Source organism: Actinomadura sp. 7K507 (genome assembly GCF_004348425.1).
Taxonomy (GTDB): Bacteria; Actinomycetota; Actinomycetes; order Streptosporangiales; family Streptosporangiaceae; genus Spirillospora.
In genome coordinates, this window is sequence record NZ_SMKK01000113.1 from 1 (window position 1) to 22028 (window position 22028).

The following is a 22028-nucleotide window of genomic DNA, read 5'->3' on the forward strand; positions in this document are numbered from 1 at the left end:
GGTCAGTCGCAGGGGCGGACGACTGCGACGGGGCATTGGGCGTGGTGGATCACGCCGTGGCTGACCGACCCGAGCGGGATGGACCTGCCTCGGGATCCGACGACGACCAGTGCGGCGTGCGCTGAGGCGGCGGCCAGCGCGTTCGCCGGGTGACCGATGACGACGTCCTCGATGACCTTGACGTCGGGGTGCCGGTCCAGCCACGAAGCCACGACGGTGGACAGGTGGCCGCGGAGGGTGTCGGTCACGATCCGTGAATCGACGCGCGCCTCGACGGCCAGCGGCGCGGGCCGCCAGGCGTGCAGAACTCGCAGCGAGGCCCCGCGGGCGGCCGCCGCGGCGAAGGCGTGGTCGAGCGCCGGCGCCGGGTCCTCGACCAGGTCCAGCCCGACCACGATCTCGTCCGCCGCGGTGTCGGCCTGATCACGGACCACGACCACCGGGCCGGGGTGGTGGCCGGCCAGGCGCAGGCCGGTGGAGCCGAGCAGCAGCCCGGTGAAGCCGCCTCGGCCGCGATGACCGACGACTACCACGGCGGCCTGGTCGGCGTGGTGCCGCAGCCCCGCCGTGACGTTCCGGTCGTGGGCGACCACGGTCTCGACGCCGAGCTCCGGTTGCCGCCGCTCGGCGTGCGCCTGGCCGTGGCGCAGGATCTGGTTCCCCGCTTCGACGAGCGCCTCGGCGATGCCGTCGGTCATGTGCCCGGGGAGGTCCAGGGCGGCGGTCTCCACGATGTGGAGCAGGCGCAGGGTCCGGCCGGACCGGGCGGCTTCGTCCGCTGCCCAGCCGATGGCGCGGTCGGATGATGGAGAGCCGTCGACTCCGACCAGGATGATCGTTCGTTGCGTGGACATGTGCTGTTCTCCTCTGAATGTGACGGTCAGCGAGGGGTGGTGGGTGCCAGGGGCGGCAGCAGGAGCAGCTCGTGCGCGCGCCGCGCGGCCGGTGAGGTGTCGCCGTCCGGCGGGTCCAGGGGAGTGCCCTCCACGGCGGCGGCCAGCAGGCGGACCGCCTCGGTCAGCGCGGTGACCTGCCGCTCCAGTACCGCGACACGGTCCTCCAAGACCGCGGTGAAGGATCCATGGGTGATCTGCCTCGCCATCGCGAAACTCCTTTGCGTCGGCGAGCCGCCCGGTGGCGGCCGCGGTGCCGATTTCAGGGTCTGCCGCGCGCAGCCCCGGCGCGTAGGGACGTTCGTCCCTCGGTCGCCGCCGCCCGGCCCTTACCAGGCCGGCGCGGTCACGGCACCGTGGAGACGAGTCCGCTCTTGTGATCCGGAGGGGACCCGGCTGGTGAACGCGCGGCCGGCGCCGGGCACGGTGATGGACTCCGGGCGGCGATGCCGCCGAGGCGTGGGCGGTGACCGTAGGTGGGAGGCGGTCAGGGCGTGAGTGCGGGCCCACCCGGCCGCTGAGGGGACGAAGGTCCTGCCCGCAGGTGACCTTGGGAGGCTGGTCCGGGCGCCGCGATCGGCCGACGCTGGGAGCATGACGGAGCTAACCGACGCGCAGGTGTTCGCGCTGCTGACCGACGGCACCCAGGTGGAGATCAGACGGCTGGTCGAGGCGGACCGCGACGCGGTACGCGAACTCCATGGCGGGCTGAGTGATGAGAGCATCTACCTGCGCTTCTTCGGCCTCAACCGGTCGATGGCGGGGCGGGTGGCCGGGCAGGTCTGCCGCCCCGAAGACCGTGATCACGCGGCTCTGGGAGCGTGGCTGGGCGGCGAGCTGGTGGGGGTCGCAGAGTACGAGCCGACCGAGGTGCCCGGGGAGGCGGAGGTCGCGATGGCGGTCGCCGACCGGATGCACCACCGCGGCGTCGGCACGCTGCTGCTGGAGCACCTGGGATCGCTGGCCCGCGCCAACGGCGTCGCCGCCTTCCGCGCCGACACGCTCCCCGCCAACACCGCGATGCTGCGCGTGTTCGCCGACGCCGGGATGCCCGCGCGTCGTCAGATCCGCGACGGTGTGGTCGAGCTGACCATGCCGCTGACCTCCGACGACGGATACCTCGACGCGGTGGCCGAGCGGGAGCGGCTTGCGGATGTGGCGAGCCTGGAGCCGCTGCTGAGGCCGCGGACGGTCGCGGTCGTCGGTGCGTCCCGCCGCCGCGGCACGGTCGGGGCGGAGATCGTCCGCAACATCGTCGCCGGCGGCTTCAAAGGCCCGGTCTACGCGGTCAACCCGCACTCGGCGGGCGCGGACCTGCACGGGGTGCCGTGCGTGGCGACGCTCGCCGACCTGCCCGAGCCCCCCGACCTGGCGGTCATTACCGTGCCCGCGGACGCCGTCGTCCAGGCCGCCGCCGCCTGCGGCAGATCCGGGGCTTCGGCGCTGGTGGTGATCAGCTCGGGGCTGACCGGCGACCAGGGACGCGACCTGGTGGCGGTGTGCCGCGAGTACGGCATGCGGCTGGTCGGGCCGAACTGCCTGGGCATCGCCAACACCGGGATCCGGTTGGACGCGACCTTCGGCGCCCGCCGTCCCGTCCCCGGTGCGGCGGGCGTGGCGGTGCAGTCCGGTGGCGTGGGAATCGCCCTGGTCGAGCAGCTGTCCCGGCTCGGCGTCGGCCTGTCCACGTTCGCCTCGGTCGGCGACAAGTTCGACGTCAGCGCCAATGACATGCTCATGTGGTGGGAGTCGGACGAGACGACCCGGCTGGGCATCCTGCACGTCGAGTCCTTCGGCAATCCCCGCAAGTTCGCCCGGACGGCCCGCCGGGTCGCCGCCAGGATGCCGCTGCTGACCGTCCTGGCCGGACGCTCGGCCCCCGGCAGCCGGGCGGCCGCCTCGCACACCGCGGCCGCCGCGACCCCCGAACTCACCCGCCGGGCGCTGTTCGCGCAGGCCGGGATCGTGGCCACCGACGACCTCGGCGAACTGGTCGACGCCGCCGCGCTGCTGGCGACCCAGCCGCTCCCGGCCGGTCCGCGGGTGGCGGTGGTGTCCAACGCGGGCGGCGGCGGGGTGCTGGCCGCCGACGCTTGCGCCGACGCCGGGCTGACCGTCCCGGTTCTGAGTGAGGCCACCCGCCGGCGCCTGACCGCGATGCTGCCGTCCTGCGCGGCGGTCGCCAACCCCGTCGACACCACCGCCGCCGTTCCCGCCGACCTGTTCCGCGAGACCATCGCCACCGTCGCCGCCGACGACGCCGTGGACGTGGTCCTGGCCCTGGTGGCCCCGACCGCGCTCGGCGACCTGCGGCCCGCCCTGGGCGACTGCGGCAAGCCGATCGCGGCCGTGGTACTTGGCCAGCCGGAGACGGTCACGATCGTCGACGACGCGATCCCCTGCTACGCCTACCCGGAGAACGCCGTCCGCGCGTTCGCCCACGCCTGGTCCCACGCACGCCGCCACGGGACCCGGGCCAGTGCGCCACCCGCCCTCACGGGTCTGAGGCCGGACGAGGCGAGCCGCATCATCGGCGGATACCTGGCCGGCGCGCCGGAGGGCGGCTGGCTCCCACCCGCCGAGACCTTCCGCCTGCTGGAGTCCTACGGTCTCCCGCTGGCGCCGTGGCGCTGGGCCCGCACGCAGGCGGAGGCGATCGCGGCGGCCCGTGAGATGGGCGTGCCCGTCGCCATGAAGGCGCACGTGCCCGGCGTGGTGCACAAGACCGCGGCCGGCGCCCTGCACCTGGACCTGAGCGGCGAAGACGACGTCCGCAAAGCCTTCCGGTGGCTGGACGAACGCTTCGGCGACGACCTGGAAGGCGTGGTCGTCCAGGCCATGGCGGACGAGGGCGTCGAGGTGCTGTGCGGCGCCGTCCAGGAAGAGGTGTTCGGCGCCGTCGTCATCTTCGGCGCCGGCGGCATCGACACCGACGCCCTGGCCGACCGAGCCGCCCGCCTGGCACCGCTTACCACACAGGAGGCCGACGACCTGATCGGCGAACCCCGCCTGTCCACCCTGCTGCACGGCCACCGCGCCCGCCCCGCCGGTGACGTTCCGGCGCTGCGCGACACGCTGCTGCGCCTGTCCAGGCTGGCCGCCGACCACCCGGAGATCGCCGAACTCGATCTCAACCCCACCATCGTCCGCCCCGACGGAGTGGTGGCCGTCGACGCCCGCATCCGCCTCACCCCCCGCCGCACCTGGGACCCCTACCTGCGCCGCCTGCGCTGACGGGAGAGGTCGTGCGACATCACCGTCCAGATGACCGGGCCGACGGCGGCCCACTGGATCCGGCCACGACGACCACCGATCCGCGGGAACCGCTGCCGCTGCTCCGCAAGGAACTCGGCACCGGCGACCGCGGCCTGTCCGGACGCGAGGCCGCCCGACGGCTGGCGGTGTACGGGCCCAACCAGGTCCAGCCACGCGAGAAGCGGTCGCTGCCGCGGCTGCTGTCCGCCCAGTTCGCCCATCCGCTGGCCCTGCTGCCGTGGGGCGCGGGTGCCCTGGCATTCGTGGCCGGGATGCCCGTGCTGGGCTGGGCCATCCTTGCTGTGGTGATGGTGAGCGCCGTGTTCGCGCTGCTGCAGGAGCATCAGGCAGAGCGTGCGGTCGAGGCGCTGGCCGCCTACTTGCCCGAGCAGGCCCATGTCGTCCCGGACGGGCGCCGCCAGGTTGCGGAGGCCGCCGGGCTCGTCCCCGGAGATCTCATCGTCCTGGCGGAAGGCGACAAGGTCCCCGCCGACGCCCGGCTGACCGACGGGGCGCTGGAGGTCGACCTATCGATGCTGACCGGCGAATCGGTACGGGTTGACGGACAGCGTCCGCCCCTGCAAGACCTGTTCGGCACCGCCGCCCTGCCCTGGGACGTCCTGGCCATCATCGCCACGTTCCCGGTCATCGTCTGGGCGGCCGACGAACTCCACCGCCGCCGACGGGTTCGGATTGCCCGGCGAGCTGCATGAGCATCGAGGTCATGAGACTGTCGAGCCAGCCGAGGGCGCTCGCGCAGGCGACGCGGGTGTCGGCGAGGTCGGAGTCCTCGGCCAGCGGCGGTAGCAACTTGCGCACTTCGTCGGCCAGAGACGGGGAAAGTGAGCTGATCGCCTCCTTGCGGAGAACGTTGAACACCATGGCTGCCCGGTGTACTGCCGCGTCATCGGCGATGCCGGAATGCAGTTCCTCGTTCACGGCGGTGAGCATGCGCCAGGTGCGCATCAGCCGGGTGGGTGCGGTCACCCCATAGCCCTTGCTGCGGGCCTCGTGGCCCTGCCCGATCACGACGGTCATGCGCGTGGGCACCGAGGTGTGCCTGCCGTGGCGCTCGGGTGGCTCTCGTCGGACGTTCATATCGCTTTCCTCGGATTGGCGGCCAGGCGGCCGGCACGGTCAGGGCAGGCGGACATGACCCTTGCGGGCCTTCCACAGGAAGTACTTCTCGAAGGCGAGCTTGGCGGCGTGCGCCTGCGGTCCGGGGAGGAGCACGCCTGCCTTGCGCGGCGGGAGCATGCGGTCAGCGAGGAATCGTGACGCCGTTGTTGCCGGCGTCCATGACGCAGATGGCGGGGATGTCGCCGAAGCTCTTTGTGGCGGGTCTGTTGCTCGCCGCGGATCCGGGCGGCGATGTTGGCGGCGGCGACCCGGGCCTGCACCTCGGTGGGGAACCCGGTCTTGGGAATGCCGACCGGGATGGCCGTGGCCCACGGGACGGTCACGGCGGCGGCGACGCCGACGGCGTAGATGCTCGGGTGGGCGATCGACTGGTAGGCGTCGCGGACCGGTACGAAGCCCTTGCCGTCGGCCAGCCCCGCGGTGGCGGCGATGACGTGCTGCCCGAGGAACGGCGGGATGACCATCGCGTAGGCGAAGTCGAGCGCGCCGCCGTCGTCGAGCAAGAGCTTCCCGGGGGACGCTTCGGCCATCGCGGTGCCGGTGACGGCTTGGATGCCCTCCTTCTTGCAGAACAGCTTGAGGAGGCACTCGCCGCCGGGAAGCCCGCCGATGCCGAAATGGCCGAGGAACGGTTCGGCGGTCACATAGGTCAGCGGCACCCGCTTCTTCAGGCCCGCCTTCTTTAGCTGGTAGGCGGTGTTGAACAGGAACTCATAGGCCGCGCCGAAGCAGCCGGCGCCTTGGGCGGCGCCGATGACGATCGGTCCGGGGGAGTCCAGGAACCGGCGCCAGCCGGCTCCGGCTTCGACGGCGTCCTGGAGGGTGGTGATGGTGTGGACCCCGTTCGCCGGTTCCAGGCCGGGCAGGACGGTCATGTCGTTGCGGTAGCCGGTGGCGATCACCAGTAGTCGTAACGGTAGGTGTCCGCCGTCGTCCGCACTCGCTTCGCCAGGGGCGCGATCGCCGTGGCCGCGGCGTGCACGAACTCGATGCCGTGCCCCTCGAAGGTCGGTGCGAGCGGGAAGGTGATGTCGTCTTCGGTCCGCTTGCCGAACGGCACCCAGATGAGTGAGGGATTGAACAGGAACCGGTCGGATGCCGATACCACCGTGACGTCCACGTCGCCGTCCAGGGCGTGCTTGACGCTGAGCGCGGCGGTCAGGCCGCCGAAGTTCCCGCCGAGAACCAGGACCTTCTTGCGCATAGCACTCACCTTCTCCAGAGGGCCTGCATCTCCAGGCTTGCGGCTCGTGTCCAGCGGCGGTACGCGCGAAGGTCCCTTTGCAGGGGGACGTTCGGTCCTCCCGGCCCGGCGGTGGAGCTCTGGGAGCTCGGCCGGTTCACGGGGCTTGGGCCGCCTCTTTGAGTAGTTCGTCGATGCCGTCGCGGATCCCTGCGGACAGGGTCTCCAGGTCGGGTACGGCGTCGTGGTCGCCGGTGAGCCCGAACGCCAGGCCTCCGTCGTAGGACACGACGCCGACCGAGATGCGCACGCCCGCCGTGATCGGGATGTAAGGGTCGAGTTCCAGCATCCGGCGCCCCATGACGTAGAGCGGGATCGGCGGGCCCGGGACGTTGGTCACGATCGTGTGGATCAGCGGCTGGCGCCGCCGCAGCGCCGTATGGGCGGCCGCGGCCAGCAGGCCAGGGGCGGCGCCGAGAAGCCGGAGGAAGGCGTCCAGCCCGGCGGCCTGGTCACGGCTCTTCAGGTCGTCCATCTGCGCGCGGACGAACTGCAGGCGGCGCAGCGGATCAGGCTCCCCGCACGGCAGGTCCACCGGCACCGCCGACACCCGGTTGGAGAGGACCCCGCGCTCGTCGGACGACCGGACGGAGACGGGCACCATCGCGCGGACGACCGACTTCTCGTCAAGGATGCCGCGAGCGTCGAGCAGGTCGCGGAAGCCGTGCGCCGTGGCGGCGAGGGCCACATCGTTGACCGACCCTCCGAACGTGCGCCGGATGCGGTCCACTTCGTCCAGCTCAGCGTAAGCCCGGGACCAGCGCCGACGTGGCCCTGTCGGGCCGTTGAGCGAGGACATGCCCGACCCGGCCAGCCGCGCCGCGTAACCGGGAATCGCGCCGGCGACGCTGACCGAGTCGCGCACGACGGGCAGGAACAGCCGGGTGGCCTGCCGCTGGAAGCCCTTCAGCCTGTCCGCGATGCCGCCGCGCAGTACCGCCCACGCAGGGGGTTCCGGCTCGGGCATCCACACCCGGGGCTGCGCGGGCACCCAATCGGGGTCGGTGTCCAGCAGTGCCCCCAGCAGGTCGATGCCGGCCAGCCCGTCCACCATGCAGTGGTGCACCTTGGAGATCAGTGCCCAGCGGTCGTCCGCCAGTCCTTCGACCAGCCACACTTCCCATGGAGACCGGGTCAGATCCAAGGGCCCGCTCAGGATGCGGCCTGCCAGATGCCGGAGTTCCTCTGGGCCGCCGGGCTCTGCCGCCAGCGTGCGCAGCACGTGGTCGCCGACCGAGAAACGCTGATCGTCCACCCAGACGGGGTGCGCGAGATGGAAGGGGACCGTCCGGACGCGCTGGAGGCAGCGCGGTGCGAGCCGAAGCCTGGCGAAGATCTGCCGCACCAGATCCGGGTAGTCGGGCGCCGGTCCCTCGAACACCGTGACCGTCCCGATCTGCAGCGGCGCCGTGTCGTTCTCGGCGAAGAACATCCCGGCGTCCAGCGCGTTCATCCGTTGCATCGTCCACCGTCCCGAATGAGGTCTCGCTTCGATCCAACCTCGTACGCGTGGCCGTACCCACCGGCTTTGGCCCCGCGACCGGCGGGACGAAGGTCCTGCAACCTGGATTTCAGGTCACGGGACGGTGCGAGGGTTCCGGCGGACCGGCCCCGTGGGCAGGTGCTGAACGCCCGGAAGCCAGCTCGCGGGCGATGGACGAGGCCCAGGCGTCGATCCCCGGCCGGTCCCGGTAGTCGCCGTACCGAATTCCCAGCAGCTTGCAGACCAGGTGCCCGGCAAGGGGGATGTGCTCGCGCCCGAACACCCCGGAGAAGAGCCGGTGTTCGCGGGCATCGAGCGTCCGGTGCAGACCGTCCGCCAGCAGGGCCTCTTCCTTGGGCCGTAGCCGCGCCAAGGGCCGCGCAACGCGGCCGGCGGCATGGGCCTGATCGTCGGACGCAAGTCGTTCCAGCGCCCGCGACAGGAAGGGGTGGCGCTCATACACGCAATCCAGGACGTCTATCTCGACACCGCCGTCACCATCGCCTGATCGCAGGATCCCGTCTGCTCGACGGGCATCGGCGTTCGCCGCCGGTGGCCTCCTGCGGGGCGGGCGGTCTTCGCAGGCAGAACACAGATGTGATCTCGAGGAGGGCCGATGAACAGCCCGGTCGTAGTCGGAGTGGACGGCTCCGAGTCGAGCCTGACCGCTGTGCAGACCGCAGCCCGTGAGGCGCAGTCGCGTGGTGCGCCGCTGCGCGTGGTGCATGCCTTCGTCTGGCCGCTTTTGCGGGTGCCGCTAGGCCCCTCGCCGCTCGGCCCGCCGACCGGCGGGTTCCGCAACATGGCCGATCGTCTCGTGAGCCAGGCGGTCGAGCGGGCACGGTCGGTGGCTCCGGAGCTGCCCATCACCTCCTGGGTGGTGACCGGTGCGGCGGTCACCGTACTGGAGGAGGAGTCGCGTGAGGCCGTGCTGGTGGTGGTCGGCAGCCGGGGCCTGGGCGGTTTCAGTGGTCTGGTGGTCGGCTCGACGGCGGTGCATCTGGCCGCTCACGCCCGCTGCCCGGTGCTTGTGGTCCGCGGTGAACCGGATCCCAGCGGACCGATCGTGCTCGCCGTCGACGGCTCGGCCGTCGGCGAAGCGGCCTTCGCCTTCGCCTTCGCCGAGGCCTCGATGCTCGGCGCCGAACTGATCGCCCTGCACGCCTGGAACACATGGACCGGGCCTGTCTCCACCGGCCCGGGCGATCCACTGCCGCTGGTGTACGACATCAGCATGCTGCGTGACGAGGAAGAACGCGTCCTGGCCGAAGCGTTGGCGGGCTGGCCTGAGAAGTATCCCGACGTCACCGTGCGCACCAGGCTGGTGCAAGCCCGCACCCGTCCGGCGCTCATCGATGCCAGTGGCGACGCCCGGCTCGTGGTCGCGGGGGCACGCGGCCGCGGCGGTTTCGCCGGCCTGCTCCTCGGTTCGGTCTGCCAAGCGCTCCTGCACCACGCGCACTGCCCCGTCGCCGTCGTACGCGGTCGGGCGTGACCACCCCTGCGGGGATGGACCGCGGCTGACGGTCGGGCCCGCCCCTCCCCCTGGGGTGGACGGGCGGCGAGCCCGTCGCATGTGCCGCAGGCCGCCGTCCTTCGCATGGCCGCTGGATCGCAGCGGTGTCCGCAGCCAGGTCAGGCGAGGCTCAGGAACAGCTTCTCCAACTGCTCAAGGTCCAGTTGAGCCTGTTCGGGGTCCGTACCCTCCATGACGCACTTCTCCAGGCCGGTCGCGATGATCTTGAATCCGGCGCGGTCCAGCGCCCGCGACACTGCCGCCAGTTGGGCGATGACGTCCTTGCAGTCCCGCTCGTTCTCGATCATCTGGATGACGCCGCCGAGTTGTCCCTGCGCACGCCGCAAGCGTACGAGGACATCGGCCAGCGAGTCCGCCTCGAATTTCATGTCGCCCTCCTCATGCCCACCAGGGCATGGCGCCCCGCGATCGGATCGGCCTGGGTCGGTGCCGAGCCCGCCCCGCATGCCTGAGTCTATACCCCTGGGGGTATTTGCGTGCCGTCTCGAACTTCGGTTAACCTGAGGACATATACCCCGGGGGGTATGCGGACAGGTGTGTGGGCTCTGTGAGAACGCCGCCTGACGAGTTGGAGAGAGGCAGTCCGATGATCGAGATCGTTCCCATCGATACCCCCACGCTGGGGGACCGCAGCTACTTCGTCACTGACGGCGAGGTCGCGTTCGTGGTCGATCCGCAACGTGACATCGACCGCGTGCTCGCCCTGGCCGAGGAGCGGCACGCGGTGATCCTCGACGTCTTCGAGACCCACATCCACAACGACTATGTGACCGGTGGCCTGGCACTGGCCCAGGCGACGGGAGCCGCGTACCACGTCAACGCCGCAGACCCCGTGACCTTCGAGCATGACGCGGTTTCCGACGGGGACATCGTCGACGTCGGTGCGTGGATGCGGGTGCGGGTCCTGGCGACCCCCGGCCACACGTTCACGCATCTGGCCTACGTCCTGGAGGCTCCGGGCCGGGCGCCCGCGGTGTTCACCGGCGGGTCGCTGCTGTACGGATCCACCGGACGGCCCGACCTGCTCGGACCGGCCCACACCCACGACCTGGTGACCGCCCAGTACGGCTCGGCACACCGGCTGATCCGTGAGCTCCCCGACGACGCCGAGGTCTTCCCCACGCACGGGTTCGGCAGCTTCTGCTCGGCCACCCAGTCGGGGGCCGAAGCATCGACGATCGAGCAGGAGAAGCGCACCAATCCCGTGCTCACCTTGGACGAGCAGGAGTACGTGGAGACCCTGCTGGCCGGGTTGGACGCCTGGCCGGCCTACTACGCCCACATGGGCCCGGCCAACAGTGCGGGACCCGAAGCGCCCGACCTGTCGGAACCGCGTCGCGCGGACGCCGCCGAGTTGCGCCGCCGTATCGAGGCCGGGGAGTGGGTCGTCGACCTGCGGACCCGGACGGCGTTCGCGGCCGGGCACATGGCGGGAACGCTCAACTTCGGGCTGGACGGCGGCTTCGCGACCTACCTCGGCTGGCTCGTCCCGTGGGGCACACCGCTGACACTGCTGGGCCAGACGCCCGAGGACGTGGCGGCCGCCCAGCGTGAGCTGGTTCGCATCGGCATCGACCGCCCGGCCGCGTCGGCGACCGGCGGCCCGGAACGCTGGGTCGGCGAGGAGCCCCTGGCCTCCTTCCCGAGGGCGTCGTTCGGTGAGCTGGCCGCCGTGCGGCACCACCGGCCGGTCGTGGTGCTGGACGTGCGCCGTTCCCACGAGTGGGACGCCTCGCACATCGACGGCGCACTGCACATCCCGCTGCAAGACCTGTCGCAGCGCATGGACGAGGTGCCCGGCGGCGAAGTGTGGGTCCACTGCCAGGCCGGCTACCGCGCCGCCATCGCCGCCTCGTTCCTGGCCGCCGCCGGGCGGCGCGTGGTCGCCGTCGACGACGAGTACGACGCCGGCGTCCGCGCCGGCCTGCCGGTCGTCGCGTCCGCCGCCTGACACCTGGACCGCCCGAATCGCCGATCTCCGTTCCGGGTCCCTGCCCGCACCCGGGCCCGGAACCGGCCCCCAACCGACGAAAGCAGACCGATATGTCGCCCATGTGCTCGAAGATCGACGCGGAGTCCCTACGCGACCGCGTCGCCGCCCCCGACGCGCCGCGCCTGCTGGACGTGCGCACCCCCGCCGAGTTCGCCGCGGCGCACATCCCCGGGTCCTACAACGTCCCTCTCGACACGCTGCGGGAACACCGCGCCGAGCTGCGCGGCTCCATGGACGACGTCGTTCTCATCTGCCGGACCGGCGCCCGCGCGAGCCAGGCCGAGCGGGCGCTCGTCGAGGCCGGCATGACCAAGGTGCACATCCTGGAGGGCGGAATCGTCGCCTGGGAAGCGGCCGGTGCGCCGCTCAACCGGAACCGGTCCCGCTGGGACCTGGAACGCCAGGTGCGCCTGGTCGCCGGGCTCCTGGTGCTGACCGGCGTCGTCGGCGGACTCCTCGTGCCGGGCCTGGAATGGCTGGCCGCCGCGATCGGTGCCGGCCTGACGGTCGCGGCCCTGACCAACACCTGCATGATGGGCATGCTGCTGGCCAAGCTGCCCTTCAACCGCGCGCCGGCCTGCGGCGCCGAGAGCATGATCGCGCAACTGCGGGATCGGCGGCCGTGATGACGCTCGCGATGACCCTGCTCGCCTCGCTCGCCATCGGTATCTCACTCGGCCTGCTCGGCGGCGGGGGCTCCATCCTCACCGTGCCGATCCTGGTCTACGTGGCCGGAGCCGAGGTGAAGCAGGCGATCGCGATGTCGCTGTTCGTGGTGGGAGCGACCTCAGTGGCGGGTGTTCTACCGCACGCCCGGACCGGCCGCGTCCGCTGGCGCACCGGGCTACTGTTCGGCGGCGCCGGCATGGCGGGCGCCTACGCGGGCGGACGGCTGGCGGCCTTCATCCCGGGCGGCGTACTGCTGGCCGCCTTCGCGGTGATGATGGCCGTGACCGCGGTCGCGATGCTGCGCAGCCGTCCCGCTCCCACGGGCGGGCACGTGGATCGCCCCCTACTCCGGATCCTGGCCGAAGGAGTGACCGTGGGGCTCGTCACCGGGCTGGTCGGGGCGGGCGGCGGCTTCCTCGTCGTTCCCGCTCTCGTCCTGCTCGGCGGACTTCCCATGCCCGTGGCGGTCGGGACCTCGCTGCTGGTCATCGCGATGAAGTCCTTCGCCGGACTGGCCGGACACCTCGCCGGTATCCACATCGACTGGCCGCTGACCCTCGCGGTGACCGGCGCGGCGGTACTCGGTGGCCTCGCCGGTTCAGGGCTGGCCGGGCGCATCGATCCGGAGCGGCTCCGGCAGGTCTTCGGATGGTTCGTCCTGGTGATGGCTGTATTCGTGGTGATCCAGGAGGCGCCGGCCGCGATGCGCCACGCCGTGTTCGGCACTCCCGGCGGCTGGGCGGCCCTAGGGATTGCTGCGGTGGCCGCGACCGCCGCATTCTTGACGCACATGAGGCGGCACAGGCCATCGACCGGGCGGGGAGCGGAGCGCCCGATCCCTCCGGAACCGGTGCAGTGATGATCGGCCTGCTCAGCGCCCCAGCGAATCCAACGCCGCAGTGAGCCTCCCGGCGGCTTCGTCGGCGACCGGCCGGAGGCCCGGCTGCTCGCTCACCATGGCCATGACTTGAGGGTCCAGCGCTTCGACGACGGTGTCGTCACCCTCGGACCGGACCACGACGTTGCAGGGCAGCAGGAGACCGATCTGACGGTCGGCCTCCAAGGCACGGTGGGCGAGCGGCGGGTTGCAGGCGCCGAGGATGAGGTAGTCCTCCATCGTCTCGCCGATCTTCTCCTGCAGCGTGGCGCGCACGTCGATCTCGGTGAGCACGCCGAACCCCTGTTCCTCCAACGCCGTCCTGACCTGCTCCACAGTCTCGGAGAACGACCTGCGCAGCCGAACGGTAATGCCGTAATTCATGGAACTCTCCCTTCGTCATCGACAGCCCGGGCGGGTGCGGCGCAGTCCCTTCCGGGCACCTTCAGGATACCCCTACCAGTATGTGATCTGCTGGAATCCAAGCCGCATAGCGGTTGTTGTAATACCCGTAAAGGTATTGGAGGGTGAAAGGAGACCGAGATGGCCACGACCGAATTGACACGCGAGAACTTCGAGGACGTCCTCGGAGGCGACGACATGGTCCTCATCGACTTCTGGGCTGGCTGGTGCGGGCCCTGCCGTTTCTTTGCCCCTGTGTACGAGCGGGTCTCCGAGAAGCACGCCGACATCGTGTTCGGCAAGGTCGACACCGAAGCCCAGCAGGAACTGGCCGCTGCTTTCCAGATCTCGTCCATCCCGACCCTTGTGATCATCCGTGACAGGGTCGTGCTGTACGCCCAGCCCGGTGCGCTGCGCGAGCCGGAACTGGAGAAGCTGATCGAGGAGGCCCGGGCCGTGGACATGGACGACGTGCGCCGCCGCGCGGCGGGACATGAGCACGAGCGCAGCGCCTGAGGGGCGGCGAAGAATGTGCCGGACGACGGGATCGCCGGCCGAGGTGGCCGTGTGACTTCTGCCGGGCGAACGGAACCCGGCGATGTCGTTTCGCACCCGAGGCCGGCCTATGGGGAGGAAGAAGTCGTGGACAGCGCAGGATGGGATCGCCGGTACACCGGCAGCGAACTGGTCTGGTCGGCCGGGCCCAACCGATGGGTCCAGGAGGTTGCGGCGGACCTGCCGGCGGGCAACGCCCTCGACCTGGCCGCGGGTGAGGGACGTAACGCGCTGTGGCTCGCCGAGCGCGGCTGGACGGTCACCGCGGTCGACTTCTCCGCCGCCGGGCTCGCGCGGGCCAGCTCGCTCGCCGCGCGGCGGCTCGGCGAACATGCGGACCGTCTCCAACTGGTCGAGGCCGATCTGCGGGAGTACGTCCCGGTCCGCCATGGCGCCGCCCTCGTGATCGTCGCCTATCTTCAGGTCGGCGAGCAGGTGCGCCGCCATGCGCTGCGTGCCGCCGCTGACGCGGTGGCGCCCGCCGGGCTGCTGCTCGTCGTGGCACACGACAGCGACAACCTCGCGCACGGTGTCGGCGGACCGCAGGATCCCGCCGTGCTGTACACCGCGCAGGATGCGGCGTCCGACATCGAAGGGCACGGGCTCCAGGTCCTACGAGCGGAGCCGAGAACCCGGGATATCACCACCGACGAGGGGCCACGCACAGCCATCGACGCGTTCCTGCTCGCCCATCGCCCATGAGCGCCTCGGCGCTGGGCGTCTACCACCACAGGCTGCGTGCCTGCGTGCCTGCGCGGCCGCGATGACCGCCGACCTCGCCTACCTGGGCACCGACCTCGATCCCGCGCTCAATGCCACCGTGCACGCCGACCGTGTGATCAGCCCGCAGGGCGCGGCTGTGGCGACGGTCGTGGTCTCGGCACGCGAGGACCTGGAGAACACCGCGGGCACCCGCTCCGTACTGAGCCGGAGCGGACGCCCCTGAGCGACCGAACCGGGACCGTCGTGCGCCCCCGGGGCGCGGACAGGCACCGATTCGGTGACGACGACGGTGCAGGCGTCGTCACAGACGGGCGGCGACGTGGTCGACGAGATCGGCCAGGCGGCAGGTGTAGCCCCATTCGTTGTCGTACCAGCCGAAAACCTTCACGAGTTCACCGCTGGATTGGGTCAGCGGGGCGTCGAAGACGCAGGAGGCCGGGTCGCCGATCACGTCACGGGACACGATCGGGTGGGTGTTGTACCGGATGATCCCGGCGAATGGGCCGTCGGCGGCCTGGGTGAACGCCTCGTTGATCTCCTCGGCGGTCACCGGCCGATCGAGGAGGCAGGCAAGATCGACAAGGGATCCGTCCTCGACGGGGACGCGCAGGGCCATGCCGTCGAACCGCCCCGCCAACTCGGGGATGACCGCGCCGACGGAGCGGGCGGCGCCCGTGCTGGTCGGAATCATGTTCACGGCTGCGGCACGCGCGCGGCGCAGATCCTTGTGCGGTGAGTCGAGAAGGTTCTGGTCGTTGGTGTAGCCGTGGACGGTCGTCATGTAGCCCCTGACCACCCCGAACGCATCGTGGAGGACCTTCGCCATGGGGGCGACACAGTTGGTCGTGCACGAGGCGTTGGAGACGACGGCGTGTCGGTCCGAATCGTAGACGTGCTCGTTGACGCCCATCACGATCGTGGCGTCCACGTCCTTGCCGGGGGCCGAGAGGATCACCTTGCGGGCGCCGGACTTCAGATGCGCGGCGGCATCCTCGCGCCGCCGGAACCTGCCGGTGGATTCGATCACGATCTCGGCGCCGGCCGCGCCCCAGTCGAGGTCGGCCGGCTCACGATGGGCGGTGACCGGAATGCGGCGGCCATCGACGATCAGTGCCGAGTCGTCGTATTCCACCGTCCTGCGGAGCCGCCCGTAGGTGGAGTCGTACATAAGCAGGTGCGCGAGCGTGGCGGTGTCGGTGATGTCATTGATCGCGGCGACCTCCTGGCCGCGGTCCAGCGCCAGGCGCAGGTAGTTGCGCCCGATGCGCCCGAATCCATTGATCCCTACTGGGATGGTCATCTCGTCTCCCATACGGTCGGAGGGCATCGGCCCTGGGCTGTCCAGGGCCGACTTGGCCGCTACTTCCAGGCTCCGCCGAGAGGAGTGGGCGGCGTCAGGGACCTTCGTCGCGGTGAGTCCACGCTGCCGTGTGGCGAAGAGGGACTTTCGGCCCTGGAAGTACGGAGCTCCGCGGATGCTCATTGTTGGTGAGCGGGAGAAGCCCGATAGAGCGGTAGGGCGAAGTGGGCGACCACGCACCGTGCACTATGTGACGCCGTCTAAAGCGGCGCAGTACTCCTCCCGCTTCATCTATGGATCCTCCATGTGCGCGCCCGGTGGCCATCCATCCGGATGGGTTTTTGGCGGGGCGCCGGGAAAAGTCCCGGCCGTAGCGGACCTTCGTCCCTGAGACCGTCCGGCTTCCGGGTGATGAACTGAAAACAGGAGATCTGGAAGGGAGTGACCATGCAGTACGGAAACGCGGTAGCTCCGTCCGAGCAGGTGTCGGCCGATGCCCGCAAGGCCGTCGAGGACGCGCTGTGGGCGCCTTCGGTGCACAACACCCAGCCATGGCGGTTCGGCTTGCGCGGGGCCCGGATCACTCTTAGCGCGGACACCGACCGCCGTCTCGACGTGGCGGATCCGGACGGCCGCGAGATGCTGATCAGCTGTGGTGCGGCGCTCTACAACCTGAGGAGCTCGCTGCGCGCGCTCGGGTACACGCCACGCGTCCGGCTGCTCCCCGATCCTGATCGTCCGCACCTTCTGGCCGACGTCGACCTGGAGCCGGGGGAGCGCCCGGATCAGCAGACCCTGCGTGAGCACGCGCAGATCCGGCGGCGCCGTACCCACCGGGGCGGGTTCCGCCCGGACCCGGTGCCCGCGGGGGTCCTGGCGGCCATACGGCACGACGCCGAACGTGAAGGGGCCCGGTTGGTCGAGGCTGTGGACGCGGACGTCAAGGGGGCCTTGGCGGCTCTGACCACGGCGGCCGAGCACGTCCAGCAGCGCACGGGGTCACATGCGGCGGAGATCGCCCGCTGGGCGCCCTCGCCCCGCACGTCCCGGACGGACGGCGTCCAGGAACGCGCGTACCCGCAACAAGTCCCGCAGACCACGCCGCACTTCCCGGCCCGGGACTTCGCCCGTGGCCACGGATGGGGTGCGCCGAGCTCGCAGGACGTTGGGACGGCCCTGGCCGGGCTGACGTTGCTGCTGGTCACCGGCGGCGATGCGCCCGCCGACTGGCTGCGCACAGGGCAGGCGATGCAGCGTGTACTCCTGAGGGCCACGGAACGCGACCTGGCGGCGGCCTTCCACACCCAGGCACTCGAAGTGCCCGAGCTGCGTAGGTTCATCAGCGCCCACTTCTGCAACGGCGCTCACCCGCAGATGCTGCTGCGCCTGGGCGTCCCTCATGGGGAGGAACTGGGAACCGTCCGTCGCCCGGTCGAGGAAGTGATCGAGGAGACATGACGATCTCCAAGCGCCGGTTGCCTGGAGGTCTGTCGACCGCGTGAGGTTCACGTGGGTTCGTCTGTGGGTGGGATGCCTTCTGTCGTGACCCGCCGGCATGCAGGGGGATATGGCGTCCGCTGATGTGACAGGGAGTCAGCCGTACGAAGAGGCCCATGGCGGAACGGATCCACGGGGTAAGGGGCAGCTTCCGGAGGCGTTCGATCTCGTCCGAATCGGTGACGACTTCGGCCTGCCCGGTAATGAGGACGCTCCAGGCGGTCCTGAGCGCCGGTTCGAGGTCGTCGGCTTCGAAGGTGAGCGGTCGTCCGCCATGGACTGCGTCGAGCTTGGCGCCCGGAGCGGTGGCGAAGACTAGGGCTTCGCCGTCCAGGATGAAGTTGACCGGCAGGACGGTCACAGTCCCGTCGTCCTGGGCCCATGCGATCCGGCCGACGGCCACCTGCTGGACGAGCGTGAGGCAGGTGGCCGGATCAAGGTATTGGAGTTCGTCGCTCATGGCCCTCCGTTCCTGCTCTGTGTTACCCCGTGGAGGCGCGATCCCGACCCCCTTTCCGGGCGGAGAAACGCAGGCCTCGGATGGAGGTCTTCCCGGCAGGAGGAGGTTCGGTCAGGCACGGAAGTCCTCGTTCTCGTTCTCGATTCGAGTGCCCGCGGTGCCGGACATGAGCGCGGTGATGTCGTGAGAGAGCCGATGATCGCGGCGGCGCCGTGACGGTGCTCGGCGAAGCGGCAGGCGGCCTCGGCCTTGGGGCCCATGGATCCCTTCGGCAGATCCATCGCACGCAGCGCCCGAGGAGTGATCTGGCGGATGGGGCGGGCGTTCGCCGCCCCGTGCTCGTGCATAACGGCCGGGACGTCGGTGAGGAGCAGCAGCGTGTCGGCTTTGAGTCGTTCGGCGAGCAGTGCCGCGGTGAGGTCCTTGTCCACCACGGCCTCGACTCCCTGATGATCCGGGTCGACCGGGATGCCGCCACCGCCGGCGGCGATGACCAGGCAGCCTTCGTCGACGAGCCGGGCGATGGTGGGGAGTTCGACGATCTCGCGGGGGGCAGGCGACGGGACGACCCTGCGCCAGGCAGCCCCGTCCTGCCGCACGGCCCAACCGTGTTCGGCCCGCAGCCGTTGCGCCTCGGGGGCCGAGTAGGTGTGGCCGACGAACTTCGTGGGGTGGGCGAACGCTGGGTCGTCTGGGGCGATGACGGTCTCGGTGAGCACGGCGACGACCGCACGACCGGGCATGGCCCGCCGCAGTTCCCGGGCCAGCCAGTAGCCGATCATGCCCTGCGTCTGGGCGCCGAGGACGTCGAGGGGGTAAGGCGCGGACAGTGCCGGGTCGGTGGCGCTCTCCACGGCCAGCATCCCGACCTGGGGCCCGTCGCCGTGGGTGATGATCAGTTCGTTCCCGGCCGTCGCGGCGGCCAGGCCGCGCACGGCCTCACGGATGTGCCCGATCTGGACGGACGCGTCGAGCGGGTCGCCCCGGCTGAGCAGCGCCTTGCCTCCCAGGGCCGCGACGATCCTCATCGGTGCCCCTTCAGCCGTTCGGTAAACAGATCGGTGATGTGAAGGAGGTCTTTCATGGGGTCACCTCGTCGCGCTCAAGGGGGCAGCTCATGCATCGGGGACCGCCGCGACCGCGGCCGAGTTCGCTGCCGGGGATGGTGATGACCTCGATGTCGTGGTGGCGGAGCATGGTGTTCGTGGTGACGTTGCGTTCGTAGGCGATGACGACTCGGGGTGCGATGGCCAGGACGTTGTTGCCGTCGTCCCACTGCTCGCGTTCTGCGGCTCGGACGTCCTGCTGCGCGGTCAGCACGTGGACGCGGGACAGGCCCAGCGCACGTGCGATCGCCGGGAACAGTGCCTCGTTCTCGTGCACCAGCACCCCGCGGCCGTGGGCGTGGCCGGGCGACAGGGTGTGGGACCGCAGCGGCGGCAGCTCTGGATAGGCGGTGAAGGTGTCGGGGCCGACCATTGTCATGACGGTGTCCAGGTGCATGAACGCGCGCCGCTTGGGCAGATGCGCGACGATCACGTGGCGTGCACGGCCGGCGGTGAACAGCCGTTGGGCGAGCAGTTCGATGGCCTGCGGGGTGGTGCGCTCGCTCATCCCGACCAGGACGGCGCCGTTGCCGAGGACGTGGATGTCGCCGCCTTCCAAGGAGGGAAGGGGTGAAGTCCGCGCCCGGGTACCAGACGGGGGCGGTCCGCTCGGTGAACATCGGGTGGTGCCGGTAGATCGCGGCCAGGTGGAGGGTTTCGCGGCGCCGCGCGGGTTTGGCCATCGGGTGAAGGGTGATGTCTTCGTGGATCCATGCGGACGGGTCGCGGGTGAACAGGTGGTTGGGCAGCGGCGGCAGCACGAAGTCGCCGTCGTCCAGGGACGACAGCAGCAGGCTGTCGGTGGGCAGGCCGAGTTCGGCTTTGGTGAGCCCGCCGATCAGATGCCGGGCGAGGGCGATGGGGTCCATGTCCTCCAGCACAGCGCGGACCGGTCCGGCCGCCGTGGGGCCGAGCGCGATGTCGGATGCGGTCTGGTCGAGGATCTGGGCGCGGGCATCGTCGATCTTGAGGGTCTCGGCGAGCAGGTCGGCCAGGTAGTGCACCTGGACGCCGCGTTCGCGCAGGGTGTCGGCGAACACGTCGTGTTCCTGGCGGGCGCGCTTGGCCCACAGCACCTCGTCGAAGAGCAGGTCGTCCTTGTTGGCCGGGGTGAGGTGCAGCAGTTCCAGGTCGGGGCGGTGCAGTAGCACCTGCCGCAGCCGCCCGACCTCGGAGGAAACGGTGAACACAAGAGGCCTTTCCTTAGGCTGCTTGGGCGGGTGGTTCGGGCTTGCCGGGCCGGGTGGTCCGGTCGGCGGTGCGCTGGTCGCGGTACTTCAGCCAGGCGTAGACGGGCATCCCGGCGAAGATCAGCAGCGTGCCCTTGTAGACGACCTCGTAGCCGGCGCCGGCGATGGCCCACACCGAGTACCCGAAGGCCAGCAGCGCGATGACGGCGTCACGGGCCAGTCGCCCGCCGGAGAACGCGGCCCGGTCGGTGGCCAGCAGCACCAGGTCGGCGGCGGTCGCGTAGGCGTAGGGAATCACGGTGGTAAGCGTGGCCAGCAGGATGATGAAGGTGAACTGCTCGACCAGGCCGGCGTTGTAGTTCATGACCATCAGCCCGGTGGTTCTCCACGTCCTCGGCGGGGACGGTGGCCGACTCCAGCCCGATGAACGACCACAACGTCAGCGCGGCCACGGCGGTCACCGCGCCGAACGCGCCCTGGCCGCTGGCATTGAACTCACCGAAGTTTCCGGACTTGACGAAGAAGATCCCGCCGACCGCGATCAGCAGGAGAGGCACCAGCTTGATGATCGTGGTGGCGACCTGGACGGCGCCGCTCTGGCGGATTCCGTAGGCGTTGACCGCGGTCAGCAGCCAGATCGCCGCCAGGCCGACCCCGCCGCGAGGACCTTGTCCTCACCCAGCGCGTCCCAGAAGTGCGCCAGATAACCGACGAACGCGACCGCGATGGCCGCGTTTCCAGCCCATATCGCGATCCAGTAGCCCCACGCGGTCTGGAACCCGACGAAGTCGCCGAACGCTTTGCGCGCGTAGGCGTACGGGCCGCCCGTCTTGGGGTAGGCGCGGGCGAGCCGGGCGAACACCAGCGCCAGCAGGATCGCTCCCGCCGCGGTGAACACCCAGGCGACCAGGCTGATCGGCCCGTACGCGGCCAGCGAGCTGGGCAGCAGGAACACGCCGGACCCGATCATGTTGCCCACCACCAGGGCGGTGGCCATCCACAGCCCCAGTCTGCGGCGAGCCGGTTGCGCAGTCATCAGCGTCTCCTCTCATCGACGGCGCCACCGCCGCGTCCTCAGCTGATCACCACGCCCTCAGGCTGGGCGCCGGGCGTCCGTCCCCCGGTCAGCGGACCAAGGTCCTCTCCTGCGGGCCCCACCGGACCCCGATTCGGGCATGCGGCGCCCGGCGCGTCGGGCCCGTTGTCACTCATACGGACGCACGGCGGCGACGGGGCCAGCGGGCGTGATGGATCACGCCGTGACTCACCGACCCCAGCGGGGTCGACCGCCCCAAAGCCGGCGACCAGGAGGCCGTTGTCGGCCCGCCCCGCATCATGTGGCCCGCGGCCGCAACGAGCGGCTTGGCGGAGGTGGCGGCATGGTCGCTGGCGGCCGAGCGGTCGGTTCCGAAGGGAGGACCGTCGTTCGTGCGGGGGATAAAGGCGTCTCTTGGGGGTGGGCCTGTCAAGGCGGGGCGATGGGCGCCGTGTCATTTGTCATCCGACGCACAGCCGTTCCGTCCTGAGTCGGTGCTCAGGTTCGGCGAGGCTGCGCGTTCCTGCTTGCGGCCCCTCCAACTGGGGCCTGCTGCCTTCGGTGCCGCGCGAGGGCCGAAGGTCCCACCCGTTGTGGACTGATGCCCCTCTTGGGCGGGGCCGCTCGCGAGCAAGGCTGGTGATGCGCGAAGCCGCTGGAGAAGCTGAG

General features: G+C 70.7%; 25 protein-coding genes and 1 pseudogene. 11 read left to right on the plus strand and 15 right to left on the minus strand.

What is annotated here, in order from left to right; translation table 11 throughout:
• Positions 1-2: 2 nt before the first annotated feature.
• Both E1285_RS24430 and E1285_RS24435 read right to left on the minus strand, forming a co-directional pair.
• Entirely contained in the window at positions 3-854 is an 852-nt protein-coding gene (locus E1285_RS24430; RefSeq protein ID WP_132155929.1) for a universal stress protein, read from the minus strand.
• 26 nt (positions 855-880) lie between these two features.
• On the minus strand, positions 881-1102 hold the full coding sequence (locus E1285_RS24435) for a hypothetical protein (RefSeq protein ID WP_132155931.1): 222 nt from the start codon (positions 1100-1102) through the stop codon (positions 881-883).
• Between the two features lie 385 nt (positions 1103-1487).
• Between E1285_RS24435 and E1285_RS24440 the strand changes: the two genes are divergently transcribed.
• Together E1285_RS24440 and E1285_RS24445 are read left to right on the plus strand one after the other, a co-directional pair.
• On the plus strand, positions 1488-4127 hold the full coding sequence (locus tag E1285_RS24440) for a bifunctional GNAT family N-acetyltransferase/acetate--CoA ligase family protein (RefSeq protein WP_132155933.1): 2640 nt from the start codon (positions 1488-1490) through the stop codon (positions 4125-4127).
• 11 nt (positions 4128-4138) lie between these two features.
• Positions 4139-4861 carry a cation-transporting P-type ATPase gene (locus E1285_RS24445; RefSeq protein ID WP_207946783.1) on the plus strand — a complete coding sequence of 241 codons (723 nt, stop codon included), beginning with the start codon at positions 4139-4141 and terminating at the stop codon, positions 4859-4861.
• On the opposite strand, the gene E1285_RS24450 is transcribed toward E1285_RS24445, so the two are convergent.
• The 5 genes from E1285_RS24450 to E1285_RS46725 form a co-directional block, all read right to left on the minus strand.
• The gene (locus E1285_RS24450) at positions 4794-5186 is read right to left on the minus strand and encodes a proteasome activator (RefSeq protein ID WP_165966740.1); all 393 of its coding nucleotides are present in this window, start codon (positions 5184-5186) and stop codon (positions 4794-4796) included. The genes E1285_RS24445 and E1285_RS24450 overlap by 68 nt on opposite strands.
• A 56-nt stretch (positions 5187-5242) precedes the next feature.
• Positions 5243-6190 (minus strand): hypothetical protein, encoded by a 948-nt coding sequence (locus E1285_RS24455; RefSeq protein WP_132155937.1) that lies wholly within the window; start codon positions 6188-6190, stop codon positions 5243-5245.
• Positions 6187-6492, minus strand: a complete 306-nt coding sequence (locus E1285_RS24460; RefSeq protein ID WP_132155939.1) for a hypothetical protein — start codon at positions 6490-6492, stop codon at positions 6187-6189. Before E1285_RS24460 ends, E1285_RS24455 begins: the two co-directional genes overlap by 4 nt.
• 136 nt (positions 6493-6628) lie before the next feature.
• Positions 6629-7984: a wax ester/triacylglycerol synthase family O-acyltransferase gene (locus E1285_RS24465; RefSeq protein WP_207946784.1), complete on the minus strand. Its 1356-nt coding sequence runs from the start codon at positions 7982-7984 to the stop codon at positions 6629-6631.
• A 118-nt stretch (positions 7985-8102) separates the two neighbouring features.
• Positions 8103-8477 (minus strand): hypothetical protein, encoded by a 375-nt coding sequence (locus E1285_RS46725; protein WP_207946785.1) that lies wholly within the window; start codon positions 8475-8477, stop codon positions 8103-8105.
• A gap of 153 nt (positions 8478-8630) precedes the next feature.
• Here E1285_RS46725 and E1285_RS24475 point away from each other — a divergent pair, with 153 nt between their 5' ends.
• Positions 8631-9509, plus strand: coding sequence for a universal stress protein (locus E1285_RS24475; RefSeq protein ID WP_132155943.1), 879 nt, complete (start codon positions 8631-8633; stop codon positions 9507-9509).
• Between the two features lie 140 nt (positions 9510-9649).
• Here the strand turns inward: E1285_RS24475 and E1285_RS24480 are convergent, their stop codons facing one another.
• Positions 9650-9919 carry a metal-sensitive transcriptional regulator gene (locus E1285_RS24480; protein WP_132155945.1) on the minus strand — a complete coding sequence of 90 codons (270 nt, stop codon included), beginning with the start codon at positions 9917-9919 and terminating at the stop codon, positions 9650-9652.
• A 218-nt stretch (positions 9920-10137) separates the two neighbouring features.
• On the opposite strand from E1285_RS24480, the gene E1285_RS24485 reads away from it, so the two are divergent.
• From E1285_RS24485 to E1285_RS24495, 3 genes are all read left to right on the plus strand, one after another.
• Positions 10138-11502: an MBL fold metallo-hydrolase gene (locus E1285_RS24485; protein WP_132155947.1), complete on the plus strand. Its 1365-nt coding sequence runs from the start codon at positions 10138-10140 to the stop codon at positions 11500-11502.
• A gap of 101 nt (positions 11503-11603) precedes the next feature.
• Positions 11604-12170 carry a rhodanese-like domain-containing protein gene (locus E1285_RS24490; RefSeq protein ID WP_132155949.1) on the plus strand — a complete coding sequence of 189 codons (567 nt, stop codon included), beginning with the start codon at positions 11604-11606 and terminating at the stop codon, positions 12168-12170.
• Positions 12170-13072: a sulfite exporter TauE/SafE family protein gene (locus tag E1285_RS24495; protein WP_207946786.1), complete on the plus strand. Its 903-nt coding sequence runs from the start codon at positions 12170-12172 to the stop codon at positions 13070-13072. Before E1285_RS24490 ends, E1285_RS24495 begins: the two co-directional genes overlap by 1 nt.
• 12 nt (positions 13073-13084) lie before the next feature.
• Here E1285_RS24495 and E1285_RS24500 read toward each other — a convergent pair whose 3' ends face one another.
• Entirely contained in the window at positions 13085-13474 is a 390-nt protein-coding gene (locus E1285_RS24500; protein WP_132155952.1) for a DUF302 domain-containing protein, read from the minus strand.
• Between the two features lie 159 nt (positions 13475-13633).
• Here E1285_RS24500 and trxA point away from each other — a divergent pair, with 159 nt between their 5' ends.
• From trxA to E1285_RS24515, 3 genes are all read left to right on the plus strand, one after another.
• The gene (gene trxA / locus E1285_RS24505) at positions 13634-14008 is read left to right on the plus strand and encodes a thioredoxin (protein WP_132155954.1); all 375 of its coding nucleotides are present in this window, start codon (positions 13634-13636) and stop codon (positions 14006-14008) included.
• Between the two features lie 126 nt (positions 14009-14134).
• Positions 14135-14749, plus strand: a complete 615-nt coding sequence (locus E1285_RS24510) for a methyltransferase domain-containing protein (protein ID WP_132155956.1) — start codon at positions 14135-14137, stop codon at positions 14747-14749.
• A gap of 61 nt (positions 14750-14810) precedes the next feature.
• A complete protein-coding gene (locus E1285_RS24515; RefSeq protein ID WP_132155958.1) occupies positions 14811-14993 on the plus strand; it encodes a hypothetical protein in 183 nt (60 codons plus the stop codon).
• A 78-nt stretch (positions 14994-15071) separates the two neighbouring features.
• Here the strand turns inward: E1285_RS24515 and gap are convergent, their stop codons facing one another.
• Entirely contained in the window at positions 15072-16070 is a 999-nt protein-coding gene (gene gap / locus E1285_RS24520; RefSeq protein ID WP_132155960.1) for a type I glyceraldehyde-3-phosphate dehydrogenase, read from the minus strand.
• A 447-nt stretch (positions 16071-16517) separates the two neighbouring features.
• Between gap and E1285_RS24525 the strand changes: the two genes are divergently transcribed.
• Positions 16518-17528, plus strand: a complete 1011-nt coding sequence (locus tag E1285_RS24525) for a hypothetical protein (RefSeq protein ID WP_132155962.1) — start codon at positions 16518-16520, stop codon at positions 17526-17528.
• Positions 17529-18023: 495 nt separating this feature from the next.
• Here the strand turns inward: E1285_RS24525 and E1285_RS24535 are convergent, their stop codons facing one another.
• The 4 genes and pseudogenes from E1285_RS24535 to E1285_RS47560 all read right to left on the minus strand — a co-directional run bounded on the left by E1285_RS24535 (position 18024) and on the right by E1285_RS47560 (position 20687).
• Positions 18024-19055 (minus strand): carbamate kinase, encoded by a 1032-nt coding sequence (locus E1285_RS24535; RefSeq protein ID WP_165966741.1) that lies wholly within the window; start codon positions 19053-19055, stop codon positions 18024-18026.
• 52 nt (positions 19056-19107) lie between these two features.
• A complete protein-coding gene (locus E1285_RS48410) occupies positions 19108-19692 on the minus strand; it encodes an arginine deiminase family protein (protein WP_347814097.1) in 585 nt (194 codons plus the stop codon).
• 88 nt (positions 19693-19780) lie between these two features.
• A pseudogene (locus E1285_RS48415) lies at positions 19781-20323 on the minus strand (arginine deiminase family protein); the annotation flags it as partial.
• Between the two features lie 13 nt (positions 20324-20336).
• Entirely contained in the window at positions 20337-20687 is a 351-nt protein-coding gene (locus tag E1285_RS47560; protein WP_243723019.1) for a hypothetical protein, read from the minus strand.
• A 59-nt stretch (positions 20688-20746) separates the two neighbouring features.
• Here E1285_RS47560 and E1285_RS47565 point away from each other — a divergent pair, with 59 nt between their 5' ends.
• Positions 20747-20935 carry a hypothetical protein gene (locus E1285_RS47565; protein WP_243723020.1) on the plus strand — a complete coding sequence of 63 codons (189 nt, stop codon included), beginning with the start codon at positions 20747-20749 and terminating at the stop codon, positions 20933-20935.
• A gap of 13 nt (positions 20936-20948) precedes the next feature.
• On the opposite strand, the gene E1285_RS46735 is transcribed toward E1285_RS47565, so the two are convergent.
• Positions 20949-21359, minus strand: a complete 411-nt coding sequence (locus E1285_RS46735; RefSeq protein WP_207946787.1) for an amino acid permease — start codon at positions 21357-21359, stop codon at positions 20949-20951.
• Positions 21360-22028: the final 669 nt, after the last annotated feature.